Source organism: Thiomonas sp. UBA7699, assembly GCF_002482605.1.
Lineage (GTDB): Bacteria > Pseudomonadota > Gammaproteobacteria > Burkholderiales > Burkholderiaceae_C > Thiomonas > Thiomonas arsenitoxydans.
On the sequence record NZ_DLGH01000020.1, the window covers coordinates 55,015 to 80,304 of the forward strand.

Below are 25,290 nucleotides of genomic sequence, written 5' to 3' on the forward strand. Positions count from 1 at the left end.
GCGATCTCGGGGGGGGCTTGTCATACATGTCCTCCGCGCATCAGAATCCGGTTCTCGAAATCGACGCGCAGCAGCACGGCAATGGCCATGCAGTTGAGCAGCAGCGCCGAGCCGCCATAGCTCATCAGCGGCAGCGTCAGTCCCTTGGTGGGCAGCAGACCGAGGTTCACGCCGATATTGATGAAAGCCTGCCCGCCGATCCACACGCCGATGCCTTGCGCCACCAGCGCGCTGTACATGCGGTCGAGCACCAGCGCCTGACGGCCGATGTCGAAGGCGCGGCGCACGATCCAGTAGAACGCGAAAATCACCACGCCGACGCCCACCAGACCCAGTTCCTCGCCGATGATGGCCAGCAGAAAGTCGGTGTGCGCTTCCGGCAGGTAATGCAGCTTTTCGATACTGCCGCCGAGGCCGACGCCGAACCACTCGCCGCGCCCCATCGCAATCAGCGCGTGCGAGAGCTGATAGGCGCTGCCCAGCGCATTCGATTCCGACCAGGGGTTGAGATAGGCGAAGATGCGGTCCCGCCGCCAAGGCGAAAGCACGATCATCAACACAAAGGCGCCGATCACCGCCACGCTGAACACCGAAAACAGCTTGCCGTTGGCCCCGCCGAGAAACAGGATGGCCAAGGTGATGGAAGCGATGACCAGGAAGGCGCCCATGTCGGGCTCGGCCAGCAGCAGCACGCCCACGATCATCATCACCGCCATCATCGGCAGGAAGGTCTTGAGCAGGCTTTGCTTGACCTCCTGCTTGCGCACCATGAAATCGGCGGCATAGATGAGCGCGGTGAGCTTGACCAGCTCGGAGGGCTGGAAGTTCAGCCCGCCGGGGAAAACCACCCAGCGCTTGGAGCCGTTCACGTCCTTGCCGATATGCGGCAACAACACGAGCACCAGCCCGATCAGCGAGAGGAAGAAAAAGCGCATCGACCATTTCTGCAGCTCGGCCATCGGAATCTGCACCACGATCCAGCTTGCCAGCAAGGCCGCCGCGATGGAGAACAGATCACGGATGAAATAGTGGTAGGGCGACCACTGCGCATAGCGCGGCGAGTCGTGAAAAGAAATCGTCGCCGAATACACCATCACCAGGCCGTAGGCCAGCAGCAGCAGCGTGACCCAGACCAGGTTCTGGTCGTACTCCAGCATGCGCGAATTGCGCGGCGCACTATGCCCCACGCGCACCGGCAGATCGGCCGCTGCCTTGTCGCGCTTGCGACCGAGGAAGGGCAACATGCGCTCAAGCATGGTCGGCCCCTTCGTTCCACACCTGCCCGCGCTGCTCGGCCAACTCGCGCACGGCGGCGACAAACACCTCGGCACGATGCGCGTAGTTGCGGAACATGTCCAGACTGGCGCAAGCGGGTGACAACAGCGCCGCGTCGCCGGTCTTCGCCAGCGTGGCGGCGCGCTGCACAGCCTGCTCCAGGGACTGCGTGAATTCGGTGGGGGCCAGCCCCTGGAGCTCCGCGGCGATGGCCTGCGCATCGCGGCCGATCAGCACCGCAGCGCGCAGCCGCGCAGCCTGCGCGCGCAGCGGCGAAAAGTCCTGCCCCTTGCCGTCCCCACCGGCGATCAGCACCACCGGCGTTTCCATGCCCGCCAGTGCCGCCACCGTGGCGCCGACATTGGTGCCCTTGCTGTCGTCGATCCAGCGCACGCCGTCGATCACCGCCACGGTCTGCATGCGATGCGGCTCCCCGCGATACTCACGCAGGGCATGCAGCATGGGCGCGAGCTGCGCGCCTACGGCATCGCACAGCGCCAGCGCGGCCAGGGCATTGGCGACGTTGTGCGCGCCCTGAATGCGCAGGGCTTCCGCGGGCATCAAACGCTGCATCTGGAGCCCGGCCTCGGGCAAGGCGCCGGGCCGCCCCAAGCCTTGCCCGGCCCCCTGGGGGGAGATCGCCGCACCGCGGCGATTTCGGGGGGTGCCTTCTTCCGGGAGGGCGCGCGCCAGCCAGTCGATGCCGCCTTCCCGCACCACGCCCCAGTCTCCCGGTTGTTGCGGCGCCGACAAACCAAAGCGCCGCAGCTTGCGCCCCGGGCGTTGCATGGCCAGCACCTGCGGATCGTCGCGATTGAGCACCATGACGCCCTGCGCGCTCTGATTGCCGAAGATGTTGGCCTTGTCGGCGGCGTAGGCCGTCATATCGCCGTGCCAGTCGAGATGGTCCTGGGTGATGTTGAGCACCGTGGCGGCGTCGGCGGCGAAGCCCTCCATGCCATGAAGCTGGAAGCTGGAGAGCTCCAGCACCCAGGCTGCAGGAAGGTCGTCGGCGTCAAGCCGGGCCTGCAGCGCGTCGAGCATGGACGGCGAAATATTGCCCGCCACTGCCACGCTCCAGCCCGCGCGCTCCAGCATCAGCCCGGTCAGCCGTGTGACGGTGGTCTTGCCGTTGGTGCCGGTGATGGCGACGATCTTGGGCGCATAGCCTCGCTCTGCGCGCAGCGCGTCGAGCGCCCACTGGAACAGATGCAGCTCACCGGCCATCGGCACGCCGCGTTCGGCGGCTGCCTGTGTGAGCGCGGCAAACTCGGCCGCGTGCGGCGCGATGCCGGGGCTGCGCAGCAGCAGTTGCGCGTCGCCCAGCAGATCGGCGCTCAGGTTGCCGCAATGCACCTGCGCCGCAGGCACTTCGCGCTGCAGCGCAGCCAGCCCGGGCGGCGCGCTGCGGCTGTCGGCCACGCGCACCCGCGCGCCTTGCGCCGCACACCAGCGCGCCATCGCCAGGCCGGATTCGCCCAAACCGAGCACGAGAACGGAGAGTGAGTTCAGGTTCATCGCAGCTTCAGACTCGCCAGGCCCACCAGACAGAGCATCATGGTGACGATCCAGAACCGCACCACCACCTGCGACTCTTTCACCCCGAGTTGCTCGAAGTGATGGTGCAGCGGCGCCATTTTGAAAATGCGCCGTCCCACGCCGTACTTTTTCTTGGTGTACTTGAAGTAGGTCACCTGAATCATCACCGACACGGTTTCAGCGACGAACACGCCGCCCATGATGGCCAGCACGATTTCCTGGCGCACGATCACGGCGATGGTGCCCAAAGCGCCGCCCAGCGCCAGCGCGCCCACGTCGCCCATGAACACCTGCGCCGGATAGGCGTTGAACCACAGAAACGCCAGCCCGGCGCCGACCATCGCGCCCACGAAAATCAGCAGCTCCCCCGTTCCCGGAATGAAGGGGAACAGCAGGTATTTGGAATAGACCGCATTGCCGGTGACGTAGGCAAACACGCCCAGCGAACTGCCGACCATGACCACGGGCATGATGGCCAGGCCATCGGCGCCGTCGGTGAGGTTGACCGCGTTGCTGCTGCCCACGATGACCAGATAGCTCAGCACGATGAAGCCGGTCACGCCGAGCGGATAACTGACCGATTTGAAGAACGGCACGATGAGGTCGGAAGCGGGGGGCAAGGGCATGCTCATGCCGCTCTGCAACCACGCCACGAACAGATGCCAGACCTCGGCGTTGCCCTTGCCCGACACGGCGAAAGCCAGGTAGAACGCGGCGGCCACGCCGATGAGCGTCTGCCAGAAGTATTTGTCGCGCGAGCGCATGCCGTTGGGGTCGCGGTAGACCACCTTGCGGTAGTCGTCGGCCCAGCCGATGGCGCCGAAACCGAGCGTGACCAGCAGCACCAGCCAGACGAAGCGGTTGCTCAGATCCATCCACAGCAAGGTGGACACGCCGATGGACAGCAGGATGAGCACCCCGCCCATGGTGGGCGTGCCGGTCTTGATGAGATGCGTCTGCGGCCCGTCCTGACGCACGGCCTGGCCGACCTTCATCGCGGTGAGTTTGCGGATGACTGCAGGGCCCGCGAGCAGGCCGATGAACAGCGCGGTGAGCGTGCTCATCACCGCGCGGAAAGTGATGTAGTTGAACACCCGAAAAAAGCGCAGATCGGGCGAGAGCTCCATCAGCCACATGGCCAGACTATGCAGCATGGTGCACCTCCTGCGTGGACGCGCCGTTGCCATTCGCCGCCAGCGCGGCGATGGCCTGCACCGCGCGCTCCATGCGCATAAAGCGCGAGCCTTTGACCAGCACGGTGTCGAATTCGCGCAGCGCCGCGGCCTCCAGGGTGAAGTCCATCAAGTCGGGCTGATGCTTTGCTGCCGCCAGGCCCGCCGCTTGTGCGGCCGCGACCGCCTGCGCCGTCATGGCGCCGCAGGCCCACAGCGCCGCCACGCCGCGCTGGGCCGCATACGCACCCACTTCGGCATGGAAGGCCGGGCCGTTGTCACCGACTTCGCCCATATCGCCGAGCAGCAGCAGGCTGCGCCCGGGAAGTTCGGTCAACACGTCGATGGCGGCGCGCACCGAGTCGGGGTTGGCGTTGTAGCTGTCGTCGATCAGCAGCAGCGTGTGCTCGTCGACGCAACGCAGACGTCGCGGCACCAGACGCCCGGCCACCGGAGCAAAGGCTTCGAGTCCGCGGCAGATGGCATCCAGCGGAGCGCCTGCGGCCAAGGCCGCTGCTGTCGCCGCCAGCGCATTGCGCGCGTTGTGCCGCCCCAGCAGTTGCAGGCCCACTTCAGCATGGCCCGCCGGGGTATGCAATTGCAGCCGCAACTGGCCCTGCCGATAAAACGCATGGCCGCTGACTTCAGCCTCCACGTCCGCCTCAGCCTCTTCGCGCAGGGCAAAGCGCAACACACGCCGACCGGCGGCTTGCGCCACCCAGATCGCATTCTGGGCGTCGTCTGCGGGAAACACCGCCACCCCGGTCTGCGGCAATGCGGCGAGCACCGCGCCGTTTTCGTACGCGACCGCTTCGACGCTATGCATGAATTCCTGATGTTCGCGCTGGGCGTTGTTCACAAGCGCCACGGTGGGTTCGGCCAGACTGGCGAGCCAGGCGATCTCGCCCGGATGGTTCATGCCCAGCTCCACCACGGCGGCCTGATGTTGCGGCCGCAAGCGCAGCAAAGTGAGCGGCAGACCCACCTCGTTGTTGAAGTTGCCCTGCGTCGCCAGACGCCGGTCTTGGCCCTGCCACGCCGCCAGAATGCTTGCGAGCATCTGCGTCACCGTAGTCTTGCCGTTGCTGCCGGTCACCGCGATCAGCGGCAACGTCTGCTGCCGCCGCCAGCCTCGCGCCAACAGGCCCAATGCGCGCAGGGTGTCGGGCGCCTCGATGCCCGGCAGCCCGCTTGCCGCCACGCCTTGCTCGGCCAGCAGGGCGCGCGCACCAGCGGCCGCTGCCTGCGGCAGAAAGTCGTGCGCATCGAAGCGGGCGCCGCGCAAGGCGACGAACAGCGCGCCCGGCGTGAGTTTGCGGCTATCGGTCTCGATGGCGCTCACCGCCACCTCGGCCTCGCCGATGAGGCGGGCCTCGGGCCCGATCCAGTCGCGCAATTCGCCCAGGCTGCAAAGCCCTGCGCCGCGCGCGGCCAGTGCCATGCGGGCATGGAAGGCGTCGCTGAAGGCCTGCTTGTGTCCGGCGATCTCTTGCGTGTTTTCGTGCCCCTTGCCCGCGATGAGCACCACGTCGTGCACAGCGGCGTGCGACAGGGTCTGGGCGATGGCGGCGGCGCGATCTTCGATCAGCAGGGCTTGCGCGGGTTGCTGCAGACCGGCGAACAGGTCTTGCAGAATGGCGCCTGGCGCTTCGCTGCGTGGGTTGTCGCTGGTGAGTACCACGCGGTCGGCGTGAGCCTCGGCGGCCTGTGCCATCAGCGGGCGTTTGCGCGCATCGCGGTCGCCGCCGGCGCCGAACACGCACCACAACTTGCCTTTGCGCTTGGCGGTGACAGGCCGCAGGGCTTGCAGCGCTTTGTCCAGCGCGTCGGGCGTGTGGGCGTAGTCGATGACCGCCAGCGGCGCACCGATGCCGCCCAGCATCTGCATGCGACCCGGCACCGCGCGCACCGTGCGCAAGGCGGCGGTAATGGCGGCGTCATCCAGCCCCGTGGTGTGCAGCAGCGCGGCAACCACCAGCAAATTGCGCAGGTTGAAGGCGCCCAGCACGGGCAGATCCAGCGCGTGGCGATGGTGGTGATGCACCAGAGTGAGGCGCTGGCCAGTGGAAGTCTGCACTACGTCCTCCGCACACCAGTCGGCCTTGGCGATCAGCGCGGTGGTTTGCACCTGCAGCCCCCGGCTGCGGCAATCGGCGAGCAAGACGCTTGCGGCGTAGGGATCGTCGATATCCAGTACGGCATGCTGCAGCCCCGGCCAGATGAACAGCGCCCGCTTGGCGCGCGCATAGGCCGCCATGTCGCCGTGGTAGTCGAGATGGTCTTGCGTCAGATTGGTGAATGCAGCCGCATGAATAGCGCAACCCGCCAGCCGATGTTCGTCCAGGCCGATGCTCGATGCCTCGATGGCGCACCAGAGCGCGCCTTGCTCGCGCAGCCGCGCCAGGATCGTCTGCAGACGCACCGGGTCGGGCGTGGTGAAGCCGGTGGGCTGCAGCGCGTCCGGCCATCCGGCGCCCAGCGTGCCGATCACCCCGCAGCGCTGCCCAGCCGCGTTCAGGGCCTGCGCTGCCCACAAAGCGCAGGAGGTCTTGCCATTGGTGCCGGTCACGGCCAGCAGCTTGACGACCTCGGAAGGATGTCCGTACCAATCCGCCGCAAGCGGCCCGGCCAGCGCCTTGAGCCCGTCAACAGCCAGAATGCGCGGATCGGTGAAGCCGAAATGCTGCACTCCCTCGGCCTCGACCAGCGCGGCCGCTGCCCCCGCCGCCAAGGCCTGCGCCACGAACTGACGCGGATCGCGCGCCGCCCCCGGCCAGGCGACGAACACCTCGCCGGGCTGCAGGCTGCGGCTGTCGGCGCTCCACGTCGCATCGGCCGCGACGCCCAAGGCGCGCAACGCTTGCAGCACGGTATCGACCGCTTTCGGCGTGTGATTCATGCGCCCCCCTTCATCGCCCGGCCCGCCGGGAGTTGCAGGGCTTGCGCGGTTTGCGCGGGAACGAGATCGGGCTTGACCGGCAGGTCGGGCTGTACCCCGAGAATGCGCAGCGCCTGCGGCACCACCGCACCGAACACCGGGGCCGACACCTGACCGCCGAAGTGCTTGCCGCCCGTCGGTTGATCGACCGAAACCGCCATCACCAGCACCGGGTGGTGGATCGGCGCCAGCCCGACGAATTGCGCCCGGAACAGCTTTTTGTCGTACTTGCCATCCTTGGCAATCCAGGCGGTGCCGGTCTTGCCGCCGGTGGAGTAACCCGGCACGGCCGCCGCCGGGGCGGTGCCGCCGGGCTGCGTCACCAGCGCCAGCATGCCGCGCATTTCGCGCGCCACGGTGGGCGAGACGACCTGCACGCCTTCGGGCGCCTCATCGTGCTTGAACAGCGTGACCGGGAAAATGCGGCCACGGTCGGCGAAGATGAGATAGGCATGCGCCAGCTGCAGGGTGGAGATACCCAACCCGTAACCGAAACCCATGGTGATGCGGTCGATCGGGCGCCAGCGTTTCATGGGCCGCATCAGCCCGCTGGTCGCGCCGGGAAACTCGATCTGCGGACGTTGGCCGAAGCCCACCGCGGTGTACATATTCCACTGCACTTGCGCTGGCATCTTGCTCACCACCTGCGAAGTGGCGACGTTGCTCGAATACTGGATGACTTGGGGCAGTTCGATATTGCCGTTGTTGCTGTCATCGCAGATATTGGCGCCGTAAAACTGCTGGCAGCCCGGCGCGGTATGGAACACTGTCGTCGGGGTGATGATGCCAGCCTGCAAGGCTGCGCTGAGGGTGATGGGTTTGAGCACCGAGCCGGGTTCAAAGGCATCGGTCACGGCGTAGTTGCGGATGTCCGCCTCGGTCATGCTCTTGCGGCTATTCGGATCGAAGCTGGGGTAGTTGGCCATTGCCAGAATCTCGCCCGTTTTCGCATCGATCACCACCGCACTGCCGTTCTTGGCCTTGTTGTCCTCGACCGACTGCTTGAGCGCCTGGTAGGTGAGATACTGGATCTTGCTGTCGATCGACAGGCGCACATCCTGTCCGTCCACCGGCGGCACCCCGCCCGACACATCCTCGATCACATTGCCCAGCCGGTCTTTCACGACCTTGCGCACCCCGGGGTGCCCGGCCAGCCGCGCTTGCAGCGCCAGCTCCATGCCGTCCTGCCCCTGGCCTTCGATATTGGAAAAGCCGATGAGCTGCGCCGCCGCCGAGCCTTCCGGGTAGTAGCGTTTGTAGCTGGGCGATTCATAAATGCCTTTGATGCCCAGCGCCTTGACCTCCTTGGCCACGTCGATGTCCACCTGCCGCTTGAGATAGACGAACTGCTTGTTGGAGTCGAGCCGGCGCTGCAGATCGGCGGCGTTCAGGCCGAGCAACCGGGCGAGTTGCTGCACCTTGTCGTTGCCCGACTCGACCTGCGTGGGATCGGCCCAGATGGTCTTGGCTGGGATGCTCGACGCCAGAATGTTGCCGTTGCGGTCGAGAATGCGGCCGCGCATCGCCGGCAGCTCGATGGTGCGCACAAAGCGCAGATCGCCCTGGTTCTGATAGAACTGCGTCGTCCACACCTGCACCCAGAAGGCGCGCAGACCCAGCGCCGCAAACGCCGCAAACAGCAGCCCCTTCACCAGCCAGGCGCGACCTGGCGGCAACTTCACATTCAGCAGCGGGCTCTTGCCATAGCTGGCTGCCGACTTGGGCGCACGCATAGCCGGATTCTTCATCGCCGCGCTCCTTGACTGGCCGGTTTCGGCTGGGACTGCGGCATGACGGGCAGCGGCGGCAGGGTGACCTGGCCTTCGTGTACGAAGATGGTGCGCGCGGCCGTAATGGGGCGCATGTCGAGCTGGGTGCGCGCGATTCTCTCGATGCGGCCCGGCGCACTCATCGCGCGGTATTCCACCTGCAGACGATCCTTGTCCATCTGCAACTGCTCGGCCCTTTGCTGCGCCACATCCAGCGCGGCAAACGTGCGCCTGCCCTGGTACTGCGCACGCACCACCGACATGGCGCACAGCACCACGACAAACAGCAGCAGGAAGTTGATTCGGGTCATCGCGTGTTCCTCAGACCCGTTGTGCCACGCGCAGCATGGCCGAGCGCGACCGCGCATTGCCGCTGATTTCCGCCGCCGAAGGCCGCATCCGCACCACCTCCTCGAGTTGCGGCTGGAACTCGGCCGAAACGCCGGGGACGAAGGGCTGGCGCCGATCGACCGCCGGTGCGCGGGCATGGCGGTGAATAAAGCGTTTGATCAGCGCGTCTTCCAGCGAATGAAAGCTGATCACGGCCAGCCGCCCGCCCGGCCTCAGGCAGACGAGCACCTGACTCAACGCCGTTTCGATTTGCGCAAGCTCGGCATTGACGTGAATCCGAAGAGCTTGAAACGTGCGGGTGGCCGGGTCCTGACCCGGCTCACGGCTCTTGACGGCACTGGCAACCAGTGCGGCGAGTTCGCCGCTGCGCGCGAGAGGCGCTCCGGCATCGCGGCGAGCCACAATCTTCTTTGCAATCTGGACAGCCGCCCGTTCGTCTCCATAATCCCTCAGCACGGTTGCAATTTCATCCACGCTGGCCGTGGCCAGATACTCAGCGACGGTTTGCCCGCTGCTGTTGTCCATCCGCATATCCAAAGGCCCGTCAGCGCGGAAACTGAAACCGCGCTCGGGCTGATCGAGTTGCGGCGACGACACGCCCAGATCGAACAGCAGCCCATCGGCCTGCGCCACGCCCTGCTCGTGCAGCACCCGCGCGAACTCGGAGAATGGCGCGTGTTTGATCACAAAACGCGCATCGTGAATCTGGGCCGCGGCTTCGATGGCCTGCGGATCGCGGTCGATCGCAATCAGCCGACCGGCGGGCGACAGCCGCCGCAGAATTTCCCGGCTGTGTCCGCCACGCCCGAAAGTCGCGTCGAGGTACACCCCGTCCGGGTTGGTGATCAGTTGGTCGACCGTCTCGTGCAGCAACACGGTGCGGTGCGCCGTTTCGGCGCTGGGCATGGAAGTGGTGTGGGGCATACACGGTCACAACACAATGTCGCGCACGGCATCGGGCATGCCTGCCTCGACCACCGCAGCCTCTTGCGCCTGATGTTTGGCGCGATCCCAGATTTCGAAGTGACGCCCCATGCCGATGAGATCGACCTCGCGCTCCAGACCGACGGCCTGACGCAATTCGGGCGAAATCAGCACGCGCCCGGTGCCGTCCATTTCGGTTTCGGTGGCATGACCGAGATAGATGCGCTTCCAGCCCTGCGCCGACATGGGCAACTGCATCACCCGGTCGCGAAAACTCGTCCACTCATCGTCGGAAAACATCAGCAGACAACCGTCGGGGCTCTTGGTCAGCGTGAGCCGCCCCTGCGAGCGCGCCATCAGCAGATCACGATGCCGGGCAGGCACGGTCATACGACCTTTGCCGTCCAGAGTGAGTGCCGAAATGCCAATAAACATGAAGTCGCCCGCGGTTGCCGTGCTGCAGTGGGGCCGGTGAAATGGCGCAGCGCTCTGCACTATTCCCCACTTTTTTGCACTATTCGCCACTTTAGGGGATCGCGACAGCTGCGGTCAAGCCTGAAACCCTGAAATTTCTTTTACAAAACAAGGACTTAGATACTGTTTATGGAACCAGTAAATGAGCATGTTTCTTATAAAAATGAACAATTTAGAGTCTGCCTTGAATGTTCTTTCTAGAAATGGAAGCGCATCTGCACCTTGACGGATGACGGGCAGCACCGATCCGTACCCGATCGGGATTGCAAAAACTGAGGGGAAAAGTGCGAAGCGGGGCTATAAGCCGGATTCTGTGCAGCGCGGGCTTGCACCCGCACCGTGGCAGCCATTCCTCTAGGCCGCGCATTGCTGCGCGGCTCAAGCCACCTACCCGCAGACTCGCGCGGGCCGCGCTGTGCCAGCGTTGCCGCTGGCGCGTCTGCCTATTTGGTGTTGCTCCGGATGGAGGTTGCCGCGTTTCACGTCCACGCCGGTTGCCCGGCGTTTACTCGTCTCTGTGGCCCTGTTCGTCACGTCACCGTGCACGGCCGTTAGCCGTCATCCCGCCCTATGGAGTCCGGACCTTCCTCGATGCGCCTGAAGCACACCGCGACTGCCCACCCCACTTCGCAGGCCGCATTATGACGGAGAAATCTCGCCGACCCGGTTGCAGACCCCAGAATGCCCTGCCTTTGATGCAGCGCAAAGCTTCATGTATTCAAAAGATCGGATGATTCGCCTTTACATTTTTTGCGGTTCAGCGAAAGAGCGAATTCCGTGGCGACAGAACTATTCAACAACGGCACGCATCTGTGCCTCATGTTCAGCGATCTGGTCGAAGACGACGGCGACGCCGTGCAGGCCAATCAATTCCTCCTCATCGACCACGGCCAGGGCGCGCTCATCGATCCGGGCGGCAATATGACGTTCAACGAACTCACGCTGACCATGCGCAAATACATGGCGCCGCAAGACTTGCACTACCTGCTGGCTTCGCATGCCGACCCGGACATCATCGCCTCACTAGACCGCTGGATGACCGCCTCCAAGGCCGATCTGGTGATCTCTCGTCTGTGGGCGCGTTTTGCTCCGCATTTCTGCAAACTCGGCAAGACCGACAAACGCATCATCGCCGTGCCTGACGCCGGAGGAACGCTGCGCCTGGGCAAGAGCGACATCGTGCTGCTGCCGGCGCACTTTTTGCACGCCGAGGGCAACTTCCAGTTTTACGACCCGATCAGCAAAATCCTGTTCTCGGGCGATCTGGGGGTTTCACTCGTCAGCGGTGCGCAGGCGGGCCGCCCTTTTGCGCAACTGGCCGATGCCCTGCCCCATATGGAAGCCTTCCACCGCCGCTACATGGTGTCGAAAAAGATCCTGCGGTATTGGGCCAGCATGGTGCGCACGCTGGACATCGAGATGATCGTGCCGCAGCATGGCTCCCCCATCAAGGGCAAACCGGCCGTGGCGCAATTCATCGACTGGGCCGAGGGCCTGAGTTGCGGCATCGACCTGATGACCACGAGCAATTACCGGGTGCCCGACCTGCCGATTCCGCTGGCCGGGTAGTTCGCGCAAAGCGAGATCGAACTCCGCGATATCGAACGCCACGGAATCAAACCCCGACCTGCACCTGCCAATCCATCGCTTCGCCCGCGTGCAGAGGCACGATGTCGGCGTCGGCATAGGGCAGCGTGTCGGGCACCTGCCAGCTCCGGCGCTCCAGGGTGATCGAGCCCGTATTGCGCGGCAAACCGTAGAACGCCGCGCCGAAACGGCTGGCGAAATCGTCGAGTCGGTGCAAAGCATTGCGCTGCTCGAAAGCCGCGCAGTACAACTCCAGCGCATTGGCCGCCGTGAAGCAACCGGCGCAGCCGCAGGCCGTTTCCTTGGTGTTGCGCGCATGCGGCGCAGAGTCGGTACCGAGAAAGAAACGGTCGTCTCCGCTCGTGGCGACATCGAGCAGAGCCTGGCGGTGGGTCTCGCGCTTGAGCACGGGCAGGCAGTAGTAATGGGGCCGCATGCCGCCTTTGAACATGGCATTGCGGTTGTGCAGCAGATGATGCGCCGTGAGGGTTGCGGCCAGAAGAGGCGCACCCTGGGCATCCCGGTCGTGCGCCTCTTGAATGAACGCGGCGGCCTGGGCCGTGGTGATGTGCTCCAGCACGATCTTGAGCTCGGGAAAAGCGCGGCGCAGAGCGATGAGATGTCGCTCGATGAACACCGCCTCGCGGTCGAACACATCCACCTCGGGGTCGGTCACTTCGCCGTGAATCAACAGCGGCATGCCGACCTGCTGCATGGCGTCGAGCGCCGGATAGATGCGCTTGAGTTCGGTCACTCCGCTGTCCGAATTAGTCGTTGCGCCCGCCGGGTAGAGCTTGAACGCATGCACCACGCCGCTGTTCTTTGCCTCGATCACCATCGTCGGGGTGGTGTCGTCGGTGAGATAGAGCGTCATCAGCGGGGTGAAATCACTGCCCTCAGGCAAGGCGGCCACGATGCGTGCGCGGTAGTCCAGGGCCTGCCGCAGATGCACCACCGGCGGCTTGAGATTGGGCATGACGATGGCCCGGGCGAATTGCCGTGCCGTCCAGGGCAGCGCATCACGCATGGCGGCGCCATCACGCAGATGCAGGTGAAAATCGTCGGGGCGCGTGAGGGTGAGCGTGGGGGTGAGCGTGGGGTTCGAGGTCATGTCGGGCGGCGAAAACGGCAACGCCGACATGCTACGCCCCGCCCTGCCGCGCAATGAAGCGGCAGTCGTTCAGTGCTGCAGGATTTTTGCCAGGAAATGCGCGGCGCGCTCGCTGCGCTGTTCGCTGGTCGAGAAGAACTGCGGCGTCGGGCAATCTTCCACCACGCGCCCGGCATCCATGAACACCACGCGGTGCGACACCTTGCGCGCAAAGCCCATTTCGTGCGTGACCACCATCATGGTCATGCCCTCCTCGGCGAGCTTGACCATGACGTCGAGCACTTCGCCCACCATCTCCGGATCGAGCGCCGAGGTCGGTTCATCGAACAGCATGGCAATCGGATCCATCGCCAGCGCACGCGCGATGGCCACGCGCTGCTGCTGTCCGCCGGAGAGTTGGCCGGGGAATTTGTCCTTGTGCATCGAAAGACCCACGCGGTCGAGGTAGAGCAGGCCCTTTTCGCGCGCCTCGGCCTTGCTGCGCCCGAGCACCTTGATCTGGGCGAGCGTGAGGTTGTCGGTCACCGTCAGGTGCGGAAACAACTCGAAGTGCTGAAACACCATGCCCACGCGCGCGCGCAGCTTGGGCAGATTGGTTTTGGGGTCGGCAATCGACGTGCCATCCACCACCACGTCGCCCTTCTGAAACGGTTCGAGCGCGTTGACGCACTTGATCAGCGTGGACTTGCCCGAGCCCGACGGCCCGCACACCACCACCACTTCGCCGCGCGCAATCTGCGTGGAGCAGTCGGTGAGCACCTGAAAGTCGCCGTACCACTTGCTGATCTGGCGAATATCGATCATCGGCGCGCTAGCGCCCTGGGAAGAATTCTGGGTCATGGAACGATCCATTGAAAATGACTAATCGCCTTACCGCACGATGGCGATGCGCTGATGCAGGCGCTTGACGCCTTGCGACAGCAGGAAACTCAGCACGAAATACACCACGGCCACCAAGGTGTACATCTCGACCACGCGGCTGTCGCGCTGCGCGATTTTCATGGCGGCGCCGACGAAGTCGGTGACATTGAGCAGCGCCACCAGCGACACGTCCTGGAACAGCACGATGGTCTGGGTGAGCAGCACCGGCAGCATATTGCGCAGCGCCTGCGGCAGGATGATCAAGCGCATCGACTGCGCGTAGGTCAGGCCCAGCGCATAGGCTGCGCCGAGTTGCCCTTTGGGAATGCTCTGGATGCCCGCGCGCACGATCTCCGCGAAATACGCCGCCTCGAACAAAATGAAAGTGAAATAAGCCGAGCGCTCTGCTCCGATCTTGGGCGGATAGTCCGATCCGGTGATCGACTGCAGCATCACCGGCACCAGGAAGTAGAACCAGAAAATCACCAACAACAGCGGAATCGAGCGCATCAGATTGATGTAGCCCGCCGCCAGCAAGGACAACCACTTCAGGTGAGACAGCCGCGCCAGGGCCAGCAAAATACCCAGCAGCGTGCCGCCGATGGCCGCCACCACGGTGAGTTGGATGGTGTAGGTCAACCCCTTGAGCAAAAAGGGCAGGACCGAGACGATGGAGCCAAAGTCAAAATCACCCATCACTTGCTCCCGCCCATATAGCCCGGCACCGCCGTGGCGCGCTCCACCCACGCCATGATGCGGTTGATGGAAAACGCCACCGCGACATACAGCACCGTGGCCGCGCCGAAGGCCGCGAAGTAGCGGAAGGTCATCTCTCCCATCTCGCGGGTGCGGAAAAACAGTTCAGTCAAGCCGATGGAATAGGCCACTGCGGAGTTCTTCACCAGGTTCATCGACTCGGAGGTGAGCGGCGGAATGATGATGCGGTACGCCATGGGCAGCAGCACGTAGCGGTAGGTCTGCGTCGGCGTCAGCCCGAGCGCCAGCCCGGCGAAAGTCTGCCCGCGCGGCAGCGACTGAATGCCCGACTTGACCTGCTCGGCAATCCGCGCCGCGGTGAACAGCCCGAGGCAAACCACGGCCGTGAGAATCTGGAAGGTGCCCGGATCAACCGCATTGGCAAATCGCTTGAGCGGCGGAATCACGCTGGGTAGCACGAAATACCAGAGAAAAAACTGCACCAGAAGGGGGATGTTGCGGAACAGCTCCACATAGCCGTTGCCCAGCATCACCCAAAAGCGGTGCTTGGTGGTGCGCACCACCCCCAATACCGAGCCGAGCACCATGGCGATCACCCAGGCGCAGACCACCAGCAGCAGGGTGTATTCCAGCCCGGAGAGCAGCGACATGCCCCAGGTGGTGTCGCCGTCCGGCGTATCTTCCAAAAAAATGCCTAAACCCAGCATGTCATCCCCTCGTCTGCCCGCGTCATCTCACCATGGAAAAAAGCCGGCAAAGCTGCCGGCTTGGTTCCTTGCCAACCTGGCGGTGCTTATTCGACGCCCTTGTCGTTCGGGTGGGCGAAGGCTTCCTTGATCGCGGGGGTTTCCGGGAAGTTCAGGTTGATGCCCTTGGGCGGAATCGGGCTGGTGAACCACTTGGCGTAGATCTTGTTGATCTCGCCCGACTTCATCACGCCATCGATGGTCTTGTCGACCAGCGCCTTGAACTGCGGATCATCCTTGCGCAGCATCATGCTGTAAGGCTCTTGTCGCAGCGAACCGGGCAGGATTTTGTAGGCCGCCGGATCCTTGGAGTTGGCGATCTGCCCGGCCAGCAGAATGTCGTCCATGACAAACGCGGCCGCCCGGCCATCGGCCATCAGCAGGAAGCTCTCGGCGTGATCCTTGCCGTAGATTTCCTTGAATTCCATGTCCTTGGTCTTTTCGTACTTTTTCAGCAGCGGCACGGCGGTCGTGCCCGAGGTGGTGACGATGGTCTTGCCCGCCAGTTGCGCAAAATCGCTGATGCCCGAATCTTTTTTCACCGCAGCCGTCACGTTGATGACGAAGTAGGTCGGCCCGAAAGCCACCTGTTTCTGGCGCGCCACCGAGTTGGTGGTGGAGCCGCACTCCAGGTCGATGGTACCGTTTTCGAGCAGGGGAATGCGGTTGCTCGAAGTTACCGGGGTGTAGTTCACTTTCAGACCGGGCATTTTCAGGTCGGCCTTGACGGCATCGACCACCTTGCCGCACAGCTCCATCGCGTAGCCGATGGGTTTGCCGTTGTTGTCGAGGTAGGAGAAGGGAATCGACGACTCGCGGTAACCGACGGTGATGCTGTTGGTTTCCTTCACTTTTTTCAGCGTACCGGTGAGCTCGGCCGCCTGAGCGCAAGACATTGCGGCCGCAGCCAGGATGGTCAAACCAAACAGTTTTTTGATCATGCGAATCTCCGTGAATGTAGGAATGGGGTGAACGAATCGCACAAGTGTAACCGTGGGTCACAAATGCGCAATAGGTGTATGCAAACTCCGTTCCAGCATCAGGCCATCGCCGCAGACGCTTCGGGGTGAGCCGCCCTATCCTGCTGCAGATTCCACATGCGGGCGTACAGGCCGCGCGCCTGCAGCAGTTGCGCGTGGGTGCCGCGTTCGACCACGCGCCCGCTTTCCACCACCAGAATCTGATGCGCATCGACCACGGTGGACAGGCGGTGAGCAATCACAATGGCAGTGCGGTCGCGCGAGGCCGCGCGTATTTCCGCCTGAATCGCCTTTTCGTTGTGCGAGTCGAGCTGCGAGGTGGCTTCGTCGAAAATCAGGATGGGCGGATTTTTCAGCAGGGCACGGGCAATGGCCACGCGCTGCTTCTCTCCGCCGGACAACTTGAGGCCGCGCTCGCCCACCTGCGTCTCATAGCCCTGGGGCGTGCTGACGATGAAGTCGTGGATATGCGCGGCGCGCGCCACCGCCTCTACCTCGGCCGCGCTGGCGCCGGGTTTGCCGTAGGCGATGTTGTAGCCAATGGTGTCGTTGAACAGCACCGTGTCCTGCGGCACGATGCCGATGGCGCGGCGCACACTGGCTTGCGTGACTTGGGCGATGTCCTGGCCGTCGATCAGAATGCGCCCGGACTGCGGCGCGTAAAAGCGAAACAACAGACGCGCCAGCGTGGATTTTCCCGCGCCGGAAGGGCCGACGATGGCCACTGTTTCTCCGGCGGGCACGGTGAAGTCCAGCCCATCGAGAATGACGCGGTCGGCCCCATAGCCAAAGCGCACATTTTCGAAACGCACTTCGCCCCGTCCGACCTGCAAAGCTGGCGCCTGAGGCGGGTCCTTGATTTCCTGGTGCTCTTCCAGAATGGTGAACATGCGCTCCAGATCCGTGGTGGACTGCCGGATCTCGCGGTAGATCACGCCCAGAAAACTCAGCGGCGCGTAAAGCTGCAGCATGAAGGCGTTGACCAGCACCAGATCACCCAGATTCATGCTGCCACTGACCACACCGACGGTCGCCCGCCAGACCAGCAGGGTCACGGCGGCAGCGATGATCAAGCTCTGCCCAAGGTTGAGCAGCGACAGCGAGTTCTGCGACTTGATGGCCGCGCGCATCCAGGCTCTGAGGTTGTCGTCGTAGCGAGTCGACTCCAGCGCCTCGTTGCCGAACATTTTCACCGTCTCATAATTCAACAGTGCATCGATGGCGCGCTGGTTGGCGCGCGAATCCTGCGTGTTCATTTCGCGGCGTAGCTGCGTGCGCCATTCGGTCACGGTGACGGTGAACGCCACATACAGCACCAGCGCCACCAGCGCGATGCCCGCGAACCAGATGTCGTACTTGACCAGCAGAATGCCGATGACCAGCGCCATTTCCACCAAGGTCGGCAGAATGCTGTAGAGGGTGAACGACACCAGGCTGGAGATGGCCCGCGTGCCCCGCTCCATATCGCGCGACATGCCGCCTGTCTGGCGCTCCAGGTGATAGCGCATGCTCAGACTGAACAGATGGTCGAACACCTGCAGCGCAATCTTGCGCACCGCGCCTTGCGTCACGCGCGAAAACACCACCTCGCGCAACTCGGTGAACAGCGACACACTCAGACGAAGCAGGCCATAGGCCACCAGCAGCGCCACCGGCACCACCAGCACCGCACGCGGATCGCCCGGCTTGAGATCGAGCGCATTGACGATGTCTTTCAGCACAATGGGCACGCCGACGTTGGCCACCTTGGCGGCGATCATCATCGCCAGCGCCAACAACACCCGGCCGCGGTATTCCCACAGATAGGGCCAAAGCGCGGAAACCACCGCCCAGCGCGAACGCGCTGCCGTGGCATGGGAGGACGGCTCGGGCAATGCAGGAGAGGATCGGGCGTGCATGGACTAACGGGATTTGGCCAATAGGGGCCGATGAACGATCAGGGCGGAGCAGCGCAGCGCGGGGCACGAACTTCGTGAGCTGCCCCTAAACTTCGCAGCCTGATTATCCGCGCCGCAACGGCGCCCTGCTTGGAGCCCCTCATGACCACCGACCCTCGACTCCCCGACCGCGTGCCCACGCTGCGTACCCAGGCCCGACCTGCCGATGTGAACATGCACGGCGACATTTTCGGGGGCTGGATCATGGCGCAGGTCGACATCGCCGGGGGCATCGCTGCGGCCTGGCGTGCCAAGGGGCGGGTGGCGACCGTGGCGGTCAAGGAGTTTGTGTTCAAGCAGCCGGTGCTGGTGGGCGACGTGCTGTCGTTCTTCACCGAAATCGACCATGTGGGTCACACGTCGGTCACCGTGCGGGTAGAGGTCTATGCCCAGCGCACGCCATCGAACGTCGAGGTCATCAAAGTGACCGAGGCGCTGTTGACCTATGTCGCCGTGGGCGAAGACCGCCGCCCAAGGCCAGTTGATCAGCCGGTCGAGCGACCATAATCGCCCGAAGTCTCACCGCGGCTCCAAAAACAACAAGGCCGCCTTCAGGTTCCCCCAGGCGGCCTTGTGGCTGGAAAAAGCCGATTTACTTGCTTTCGCCTTCGGCAGCAGCCGCACCTTCTGCGCCCTCTTCACCCACACCACCCGGCGGCGGGCTGACGGTCACGACCGCAGGATTGTCCACCCCGTGCGTGAGCACCGACACACCCTTGGGCAGCTTGAGGTCGTTGACGTGCACGCTCTGGTGCAGAACCAATTCGCTCAGATCGACTTCGATGAACTCGGGCAGTTCGGACGGCAGGCAAGACACTTCCACTTCGGTCATCACATGGTTGACCAGGCCGTGGCTGAGCTTGACCGCAGGCGAATTTTCCGCGCCGGTGAAGTGCAGCGGCACCTTCATGGAAATCTTGTGTCCGGCGTCCACACGCTGGAAATCCACGTGCAGCACCAGTTGCTTGAAGGGGTGCATCTGGTAATCACGCAGCAGCACCTGGCTGGATTTGCCGGCAATTTCCAGCTGCAGCACAGAGGAGTGGAACTGCTCTTTTTTCAACGCGTGATACAGCGCGTTGTGATCGAGTTCGATCATCTGGGGCGCTTGCTCGCCACCGTAAATAATGCCGGGGGTCTTCCCGGCGCGACGCAGGCGGCGGCTCGCACCGGTGCCCTGCAAACTACGTTCGAATGCGACGACTTTCATGTCGACTCCTGAAAAAAGGGGACTCGCCCCGTGGTGAGCGGCGCCTGCGACCAGCGCCGTGACAACCTGCCGGAACATCCGACAGGTACAAAATCACAACAGCGTCAGAACAAGGTTTCCTGCTCGTTGAACAACTGCAGCACCGACCCGCCGTAGGCAATGCGCTGCAGCGTCTGCGCGATAAGCGGGGCGGCGGAGAGCTGGCGAACCTTGCCGCATTCGCGCGCTTCCTGGCGCAGCGGGATGGTGTTGGTCACGACCAGTTCGTCGATGGCGCTGCTTTGAAGACGCTGGATCGCCGGGCCCGACAGCACGGGGTGCGTGCAGTACGCCATGACGCGTTTGGCGCCGCGCGCCTTGAGCACCTCGGCCGCCTTGGTCAGCGTACCGGCGGTATCGACCATGTCGTCCATGATGATGCAGTTGCGTCCGTCGATTTCGCCGATGACGTTCATCACTTCCGAGACATTCGGCTTGGGACGGCGTTTGTCGATGATGGCCAGATCGCAGTCCATCAATTTGGCCAGCGCGCGGGCGCGCACCACACCGCCGATATCGGGCGAGACCACGATGAGGTCGCTGTAATTCTTTTCGCGCAGGTCGGAGAGCAGAATCGGCGAGGCGTAGATGTTGTCGACCGGAATGTCGAAAAACCCTTGCACCTGATCGGCATGCAAGTCCATGGTGACCACGCGCGCCACGCCTGCGGCCTGCAGCATATTGGCCACGACCTTGGCGGTAATGGGCACGCGCGCTGAGCGCGGACGCCGGTCTTGCCGCGCATAGCCGAAATAGGGAATGACCGCCGTGATGCGCTCGGCCGAAGCGCGCTTGAGCGCATCGACCATGATGAGCAGTTCCATCAGGTTGTCATTGGTCGGCGCGCAGGTGGACTGAACGATGAACACCTCTCGGGCACGCACGTTTTGCTGAATCTCGACGGTCACTTCACCGTCGGAGAACCGCCCGATATAGGCCTGACCGAGGCCAATGCCGAGTTGTTCCGCAACTTCCTGGGCAAGCGCCGGATTGGCATTGCCGGTGAACAGGATGAAGTCCGCCGGATTCGGTGTCATGGTGGAGTGTTGCGCTTATTCAGTGCGCCTGAAGTGCCGGAACTTTTGTTCTCTCCGGCAGAGCCCGCGGTCTGCAGCGCCGCAAGCGAAACGCTTTCAAAAATCGTGGCTGGGGAGGAAGGACTCGAACCCTCGAATGCCGGAATCAAAATCCGGTGCCTTAACCAACTTGGCGACTCCCCAACTTCATTCACCACCATCGACGATGGCAAATGATAAAAAACTGTCTGTCAAAATCTACTGCACTACGGCAGCGCAAGCTAGGCATTATGCGTCAATCCAATCGCACAACGGATGCTCGCGCAAACCCTTGCACAACCGGCCCTGCCAACCCTCAGGCAACAAGTCCGGCAAACCACCCAACACCTCATCAGACGGCCCGTGCCTGCTCGGCAAACCAGATCGATCTGACGCAACGATCAAAGCAAAAACTGCGCTGCCAGAACCCGTCATTCGCGCGTCGAAAAGCAACTCAGAACGCAACCTCGGCGAGTGTGCTGCCAGCGACCCCATCAACGCAGTACGCAAAATCTGCAGTGCCTGAGTCACCTCAGGCTCCAGCGCCTCGGCGCCGGGCTGCAAATCGTTTCTGCCCCAGACAGGGCAAAGACTGCTTTGCTGATCGACTTGTTGACAGTTTTTGCTCTGACTTTTCTGGTGCCGATTTTTCTGCCGCCCGTCTGGCGCGAAAAATTCGCCCAGCCATTCAGCAAAGCCTGCTATTGTTTCTTCGGGTTTTTTGGTTGTCAAGTCAAGTGTGGAAAACACCGCACGCGTGGACAGACCGCGTGCCGGATGCACCACAGCAAAACTCGGCGTGGGCAGACCGATTGGCTGCAACTGCTCGCCGACGCCCTCGGCCCAGGCGTTGCGGCCGTAGATGAAAATCGGCACGTCGGCGCCGAGTCGCAAGGCGAGTTGCATCAGGGTGGAGCGCGGCAGGTCGAGGCGCCAGAGACGGTTGAGGCCGATCAGTACCGTGGCAGCATCGGAACTTCCGCCGCCGAGCCCGGCCTGTTGCGGAATGCACTTGCGCAGATGAATATCGACCCCGCTGTCGCACTGCGTCGCCTGTTGGAGCAGGCGGGCAGCGCGCACGCAAAGGTCGTCTCGCGGCAGTTCGTCAGCGCCGATGCGGCGGATGAGACCATCCTCACGCCGGATCAGATCGAGCGTGTCGCACCAATCGATGAACTGAAAGACCGTCTGCAGGGTGTGATAGCCGTCTGGGCGCTTGCCGGTGACGTGCAAAAACCAGTTGATTTTCGCCGGGGCGGGCAAATTGAACAGGGCACGCATGAATGAGCCGACGCAGCGCTTCAGGGAGCGGTTTGCGGCGCTGCCGTTGCGGATTCGATCGCCATGCGCAGCTCCGCCGGGTCGCCCGCCAGACGTTGCGCCTTGAGAAGCGCGAGCTGGCCGTCACGCCAAGTGGGCTGCACCTTCCAGCCCAGTTGTTCGAAACCGCCGTCTGTCAGGGTTTGCGAGGGCAGGCTGGAAGCCGGTCTCCCCCGCACCCAATCCTGCAACGCAGCCTGCGGCAAGGCCACGCCCAGTGCGGCACGGGTCATTTCGTCGAAAGAGGCGTAGTGCTGTATTTGTCGGCCGTTATCCAGGCTGGCTTGACCGGAACTCCATTGCGCCTTGGCCAGCATTTGACCCAGCGGGGAAAAGACTTCGAACTCGCCGGAAACGGCCCCGCGCAACACCAATCGGAAACCACCGTAAAGCGCTTTCTGCGCATCGGGCGTGCCGCTGACGAGTGACAGCCGCCCTGCCAGCACGAGCGTATTGGCGGGCTCGGACGACTGCGGCAGTTGGGGCGTGGCGCAGCCGCCAAGGGCCATCGCGATCACCCCAACGACAGCCCCGGCGACAACCCCTGCAAAGAGGCGACGCCGCATCAGAATGTCACACCGTATTTGCGCAGCACCGCCTGCACCATGGTGTCGTGCGGCGCGCGCTCGATGGCCTCGTGCCAGATGGCGCGCGCCCGGTCGCGCTGGCCGAGCTGCCACAGCACCTCGCCCAGATGCGCGCCGATTTCTGGATCGGGCCGCGCGTCATACGCCTGCTGCAGCAAATCGAGCGCCTGATCGTTGTGGCCCATTTTGTGTTCGACCCAGCCCATGCTGTCGAGCACGAAGGGATTGCCGGGCGAGAGTTCCAGCGCGCGGGCGACGAGCTTGCGCGCCTCGGGCAACTGCTCGCCACGGTCAGCAAGGGTGTAGCCCAGCGCGTTGTAGGCCGGTTGCGACTCGGGGTCGAGCGCAATGGCCTTTCGCAGCATCTGCAGCATGTCTTTGATGTGCCCGCTTTTGTCGGCCATCATCGAGGCTTCGTACAGCAGATCGACATCGTTGGGAGTCTGCTTGAGACCGGATTGCAGCAGCTTGTAAGACGCATCGAAGCGCCCGGCCTCGCGCAACACCTGCGCCCGCGCCAGCAGCCGGTCTTTGCGCTGCGCCTCGGTCGCATCGGGCAAGGTTTCCGCCAGCTTGAGGGCGTCGTTCACCTTGCCCTGCTGCACCAGAATGGCCGCGCGGTTGCTGAGCACGGCAAGGTGGTTGCTGGCATCTGGCTCGATCTGATCGAGCCAGCGGTTGGCCTGATCCAGATCGCCCAGTTTGCGCGAAGCCTCCGCCAGCGCGATGTAAGCCGGGGTCAGCACGGGCGGCTCGGCCTGGGCGCGCGCCAGCCGCAGATAGGTTTGCAACGAGACCACCGCGCGCGCGGGCTGGCCGAATTCAGTCTGCAGGCTGCCCAATATCAGCCAGGCCGGGGCGAGATCAGGCGCATCGACCACCAGTTTGTCGAGCGCGTTCAGCGCAATGCCGTCGCGTTGCTGCGCCAGCGCGGCCTGCGCCCAGGCCAGACGCAGGCCGCTGTCTTTCGGCTGGGCTGCGGAAAATTTCTGCATCGCGCCGTCAGCCGCCTGCGGGTTGACGGTGTAGAGCTGTATCAGCAGCGCCGCCGCCGGGGCCAGCCCTGGGTTGAGCGTCAGGGCGTGCAGCGCATCGGCGAAGCCCCCCTTCTGGTCTCCGGCGCGCGCGCGCAGCAAACCCAGCACCACATCGGTCTGCGCGAATTGCCGCTGCCCGGTCAGCGCGGTGCGCATCATCGACAGCGTGGCGGCGGCATCGCTCGCCTGAGCGGCCAGGGGCAGCAGATCGGCAATGGCTTGCCCGCGCTGCGGTTCGGGGGTGTTGGCCAGGTCTTGGGCGATGGCCGAGCCAGCCTCGCTGGTTTTCCCCATGAGCAAAAGCAGTTGCACGACCCAGGCGCTGGCCTCTCGTGAACCGGGCATGGCTTTGCGCCAGGCCTGAGCGGCGATGAGCGCCTTGTCGGGCGCACTTGCGCGCAGGGCGATTTCCGCCGCGCGTCGGTAGAGCGGCTCGGAATCCAGCTCCTTCGCCGCCTTCAGCAACTCGGTGTAGGCCACGCCGGGATGCCCGGTATTGGCCGCAATCTCTCCAGCCAGAATGGCAAAGACTTGCCGCGCGGTTTCCTGCGCGCTGGCCCGAACGGCCGACTGCTGTGCATAGGCGGCAATAGGCACAGCGGTGAGAGCCGGAAACAACAGGGCCGACACAAGAACGGCAGCGCGCATGGGAGTCCTGAAAGTCTGAATAGAACGCCGTATCTGCACCAGCAGACAGGGCCGAGAATCGTGCGGATTGTAGAAGTCTGCCATTTCCCCCTGCGGCACAATGCCGACATGCCCGAACTGCCCGAAGTCGAAGTCACCCGCCAGGGTCTGGAACCTGCCTTGCTCGGCGCCCGCCTGACCGGCCTGCGCCTGGGCAAACCACTGCGCTGGCCGTTGAACATCGACCCGCAAACGCTGGTCGGGCTGCGCATCAAAGCGCTTGAGCGGCGCGGCAAATATCTGCTGCTGCGACTGTCGCAGACCGCCGCCGCGCCGAACACCGCCGGCGTGCTGATCGTGCATCTGGGCATGTCGGGTTCTTTGCGCTGGACACCGGCCGCGCAAGCGCCCGCCCCGCTGTCGCCGCACGAGCATGTGGAATGGCTGACCGACCGCGGGGTGCTGCGCCTGCGCGATCCGCGCCGCTTCGGCGCGGTGCTCTGGCACGCGGGTGAGGAAGTGCAGCGCCATCCCCTGCTGCGCGTGCTCGGGCCCGAGCCGCTGGGCGCCGACTTCGACGGTGCCACACTCTGCCGTGCTCTGGCCGGACGCAAGGCGGCGATCAAGCCGCTGCTGCTGTCGCAGCACATCGTCGCCGGAATTGGCAATATCTACGCCTGCGAGGCCCTGTTTCGTGCGCAGATCGACCCGCGCACACCGGCTTCGCATCTGCGCCCCGTCCATTGCGATCGCCTGGCCGCGGCGGTGCGCGAAACCTTGCAACAGGCGGTAGCGCTGGGCGGCAGCAGCCTGCGCGACTTTGCCCACAGCGATGGCGAACTGGGGTACTTTCAAATGCAGGCGCTGGTTTACGGCCGAGCCGGCCAGCCTTGTCGCGTCTGCGCCACGCCCATCCGACAGATCGTGCAGGGGCAGCGCAGCACCTATTTCTGCCCCAAGTGCCAAAAAATTCTCAAAGCCAAGCCCAAGGCGGGGATACGCTGATCGAAATTCAGAGTGCGCTGTGTTTTACT

22 protein-coding genes, 1 tRNA gene and 1 other RNA gene are annotated in these 25,290 nt (G+C 63.9%); 3 read left to right on the forward strand and 21 right to left on the reverse strand.

The annotated features are described in order from the left end of the window. Positions 1-20: 20 nt before the first annotated feature. From ftsW to rnpB, 9 genes are all read right to left on the reverse strand, one after another. Positions 21-1,256: a putative lipid II flippase FtsW gene (gene ftsW / locus B3H47_RS08855; RefSeq protein WP_013122142.1), complete on the reverse strand. Its 1,236-nt coding sequence runs from the start codon at positions 1,254-1,256 to the stop codon at positions 21-23. Beyond that, positions 1,249-2,793 (reverse strand): UDP-N-acetylmuramoyl-L-alanine--D-glutamate ligase, encoded by a 1,545-nt coding sequence (gene murD / locus B3H47_RS08860; RefSeq protein ID WP_286986757.1) that lies wholly within the window; start codon positions 2,791-2,793, stop codon positions 1,249-1,251. The genes ftsW and murD overlap by 8 nt, the downstream gene beginning before the upstream one ends. After that, positions 2,790-3,968 carry a phospho-N-acetylmuramoyl-pentapeptide-transferase gene (mraY, locus tag B3H47_RS08865; protein ID WP_013104531.1) on the reverse strand — a complete coding sequence of 393 codons (1,179 nt, stop codon included), beginning with the start codon at positions 3,966-3,968 and terminating at the stop codon, positions 2,790-2,792. The genes murD and mraY overlap by 4 nt, the downstream gene beginning before the upstream one ends. Then, a complete protein-coding gene (murF, locus tag B3H47_RS08870; protein WP_286986758.1) occupies positions 3,958-6,885 on the reverse strand; it encodes a bifunctional UDP-N-acetylmuramoyl-L-alanyl-D-glutamate--2,6-diaminopimelate ligase MurE/UDP-N-acetylmuramoyl-tripeptide--D-alanyl-D-alanine ligase MurF in 2,928 nt (975 codons plus the stop codon). Before murF ends, mraY begins: the two co-directional genes overlap by 11 nt. Next, complete coding sequence (locus B3H47_RS08875) at positions 6,882-8,672, reverse strand: peptidoglycan D,D-transpeptidase FtsI family protein (RefSeq protein ID WP_286986759.1); 1,791 nt, start codon at positions 8,670-8,672, stop codon at positions 6,882-6,884. Before B3H47_RS08875 ends, murF begins: the two co-directional genes overlap by 4 nt. Beyond that, the gene (gene ftsL, locus B3H47_RS08880; RefSeq protein ID WP_276706056.1) at positions 8,669-9,004 is read right to left on the reverse strand and encodes a cell division protein FtsL; all 336 of its coding nucleotides are present in this window, start codon (positions 9,002-9,004) and stop codon (positions 8,669-8,671) included. Before ftsL ends, B3H47_RS08875 begins: the two co-directional genes overlap by 4 nt. A 10-nt stretch (positions 9,005-9,014) precedes the next feature. Beyond that, entirely contained in the window at positions 9,015-9,968 is a 954-nt protein-coding gene (rsmH, locus tag B3H47_RS08885) for a 16S rRNA (cytosine(1402)-N(4))-methyltransferase RsmH (RefSeq protein WP_286986760.1), read from the reverse strand. A gap of 6 nt (positions 9,969-9,974) precedes the next feature. Further along, positions 9,975-10,403 carry a division/cell wall cluster transcriptional repressor MraZ gene (gene mraZ, locus B3H47_RS08890; protein ID WP_013104526.1) on the reverse strand — a complete coding sequence of 143 codons (429 nt, stop codon included), beginning with the start codon at positions 10,401-10,403 and terminating at the stop codon, positions 9,975-9,977. Between the two features lie 323 nt (positions 10,404-10,726). Continuing rightward, an RNA gene (gene rnpB, locus B3H47_RS08895) (RNase P RNA component class A) lies at positions 10,727-11,071 on the reverse strand. A 148-nt stretch (positions 11,072-11,219) separates the two neighbouring features. Between rnpB and B3H47_RS08900 the strand changes: the two genes are divergently transcribed. Continuing rightward, positions 11,220-12,011 carry an MBL fold metallo-hydrolase gene (locus tag B3H47_RS08900; protein WP_286986761.1) on the forward strand — a complete coding sequence of 264 codons (792 nt, stop codon included), beginning with the start codon at positions 11,220-11,222 and terminating at the stop codon, positions 12,009-12,011. A gap of 46 nt (positions 12,012-12,057) precedes the next feature. Here B3H47_RS08900 and pyrC read toward each other — a convergent pair whose 3' ends face one another. From pyrC to B3H47_RS08930, 6 genes are all read right to left on the reverse strand, one after another. Beyond that, complete coding sequence (gene pyrC, locus B3H47_RS08905; protein WP_286986762.1) at positions 12,058-13,140, reverse strand: dihydroorotase; 1,083 nt, start codon at positions 13,138-13,140, stop codon at positions 12,058-12,060. Between the two features lie 69 nt (positions 13,141-13,209). Then, positions 13,210-13,944: an amino acid ABC transporter ATP-binding protein gene (locus tag B3H47_RS08910; protein ID WP_156055283.1), complete on the reverse strand. Its 735-nt coding sequence runs from the start codon at positions 13,942-13,944 to the stop codon at positions 13,210-13,212. Between the two features lie 66 nt (positions 13,945-14,010). After that, positions 14,011-14,697: an amino acid ABC transporter permease gene (locus tag B3H47_RS08915; protein ID WP_013122133.1), complete on the reverse strand. Its 687-nt coding sequence runs from the start codon at positions 14,695-14,697 to the stop codon at positions 14,011-14,013. After that, positions 14,697-15,425, reverse strand: a complete 729-nt coding sequence (locus tag B3H47_RS08920; protein WP_013104520.1) for an amino acid ABC transporter permease — start codon at positions 15,423-15,425, stop codon at positions 14,697-14,699. Before B3H47_RS08920 ends, B3H47_RS08915 begins: the two co-directional genes overlap by 1 nt. A gap of 86 nt (positions 15,426-15,511) precedes the next feature. Then, complete coding sequence (locus tag B3H47_RS08925) at positions 15,512-16,405, reverse strand: transporter substrate-binding domain-containing protein (RefSeq protein WP_013122132.1); 894 nt, start codon at positions 16,403-16,405, stop codon at positions 15,512-15,514. A 98-nt stretch (positions 16,406-16,503) separates the two neighbouring features. Continuing rightward, positions 16,504-18,342 (reverse strand): ABCB family ABC transporter ATP-binding protein/permease, encoded by a 1,839-nt coding sequence (locus tag B3H47_RS08930; protein ID WP_156054158.1) that lies wholly within the window; start codon positions 18,340-18,342, stop codon positions 16,504-16,506. Between the two features lie 141 nt (positions 18,343-18,483). Between B3H47_RS08930 and B3H47_RS08935 the strand changes: the two genes are divergently transcribed. Then, on the forward strand, positions 18,484-18,888 hold the full coding sequence (locus B3H47_RS08935; RefSeq protein WP_013104517.1) for an acyl-CoA thioesterase: 405 nt from the start codon (positions 18,484-18,486) through the stop codon (positions 18,886-18,888). An 85-nt stretch (positions 18,889-18,973) separates the two neighbouring features. On the opposite strand, the gene B3H47_RS08940 is transcribed toward B3H47_RS08935, so the two are convergent. The 6 genes from B3H47_RS08940 to B3H47_RS08965 form a co-directional block, all read right to left on the reverse strand. Further along, complete coding sequence (locus B3H47_RS08940; RefSeq protein ID WP_013104516.1) at positions 18,974-19,591, reverse strand: 50S ribosomal protein L25/general stress protein Ctc; 618 nt, start codon at positions 19,589-19,591, stop codon at positions 18,974-18,976. Between the two features lie 104 nt (positions 19,592-19,695). Continuing rightward, the gene (locus B3H47_RS08945; protein WP_013104515.1) at positions 19,696-20,667 is read right to left on the reverse strand and encodes a ribose-phosphate pyrophosphokinase; all 972 of its coding nucleotides are present in this window, start codon (positions 20,665-20,667) and stop codon (positions 19,696-19,698) included. A 106-nt stretch (positions 20,668-20,773) separates the two neighbouring features. Further along, positions 20,774-20,850 (reverse strand) — tRNA-Gln (locus B3H47_RS08950). 84 nt (positions 20,851-20,934) lie between these two features. After that, positions 20,935-21,966 carry a 4-(cytidine 5'-diphospho)-2-C-methyl-D-erythritol kinase gene (ispE, locus tag B3H47_RS08955; RefSeq protein ID WP_286986763.1) on the reverse strand — a complete coding sequence of 344 codons (1,032 nt, stop codon included), beginning with the start codon at positions 21,964-21,966 and terminating at the stop codon, positions 20,935-20,937. A 20-nt stretch (positions 21,967-21,986) separates the two neighbouring features. Further along, positions 21,987-22,514 (reverse strand): lipoprotein insertase outer membrane protein LolB, encoded by a 528-nt coding sequence (locus B3H47_RS08960; protein ID WP_286986764.1) that lies wholly within the window; start codon positions 22,512-22,514, stop codon positions 21,987-21,989. A gap of 56 nt (positions 22,515-22,570) precedes the next feature. After that, positions 22,571-24,277: a tetratricopeptide repeat protein gene (locus B3H47_RS08965; protein ID WP_286986765.1), complete on the reverse strand. Its 1,707-nt coding sequence runs from the start codon at positions 24,275-24,277 to the stop codon at positions 22,571-22,573. A gap of 108 nt (positions 24,278-24,385) precedes the next feature. Here B3H47_RS08965 and mutM point away from each other — a divergent pair, with 108 nt between their 5' ends. Next, positions 24,386-25,261, forward strand: coding sequence for a bifunctional DNA-formamidopyrimidine glycosylase/DNA-(apurinic or apyrimidinic site) lyase (gene mutM / locus B3H47_RS08970; RefSeq protein ID WP_286986766.1), 876 nt, complete (start codon positions 24,386-24,388; stop codon positions 25,259-25,261). The last annotated feature ends 29 nt before the right edge of the window (positions 25,262-25,290 follow it).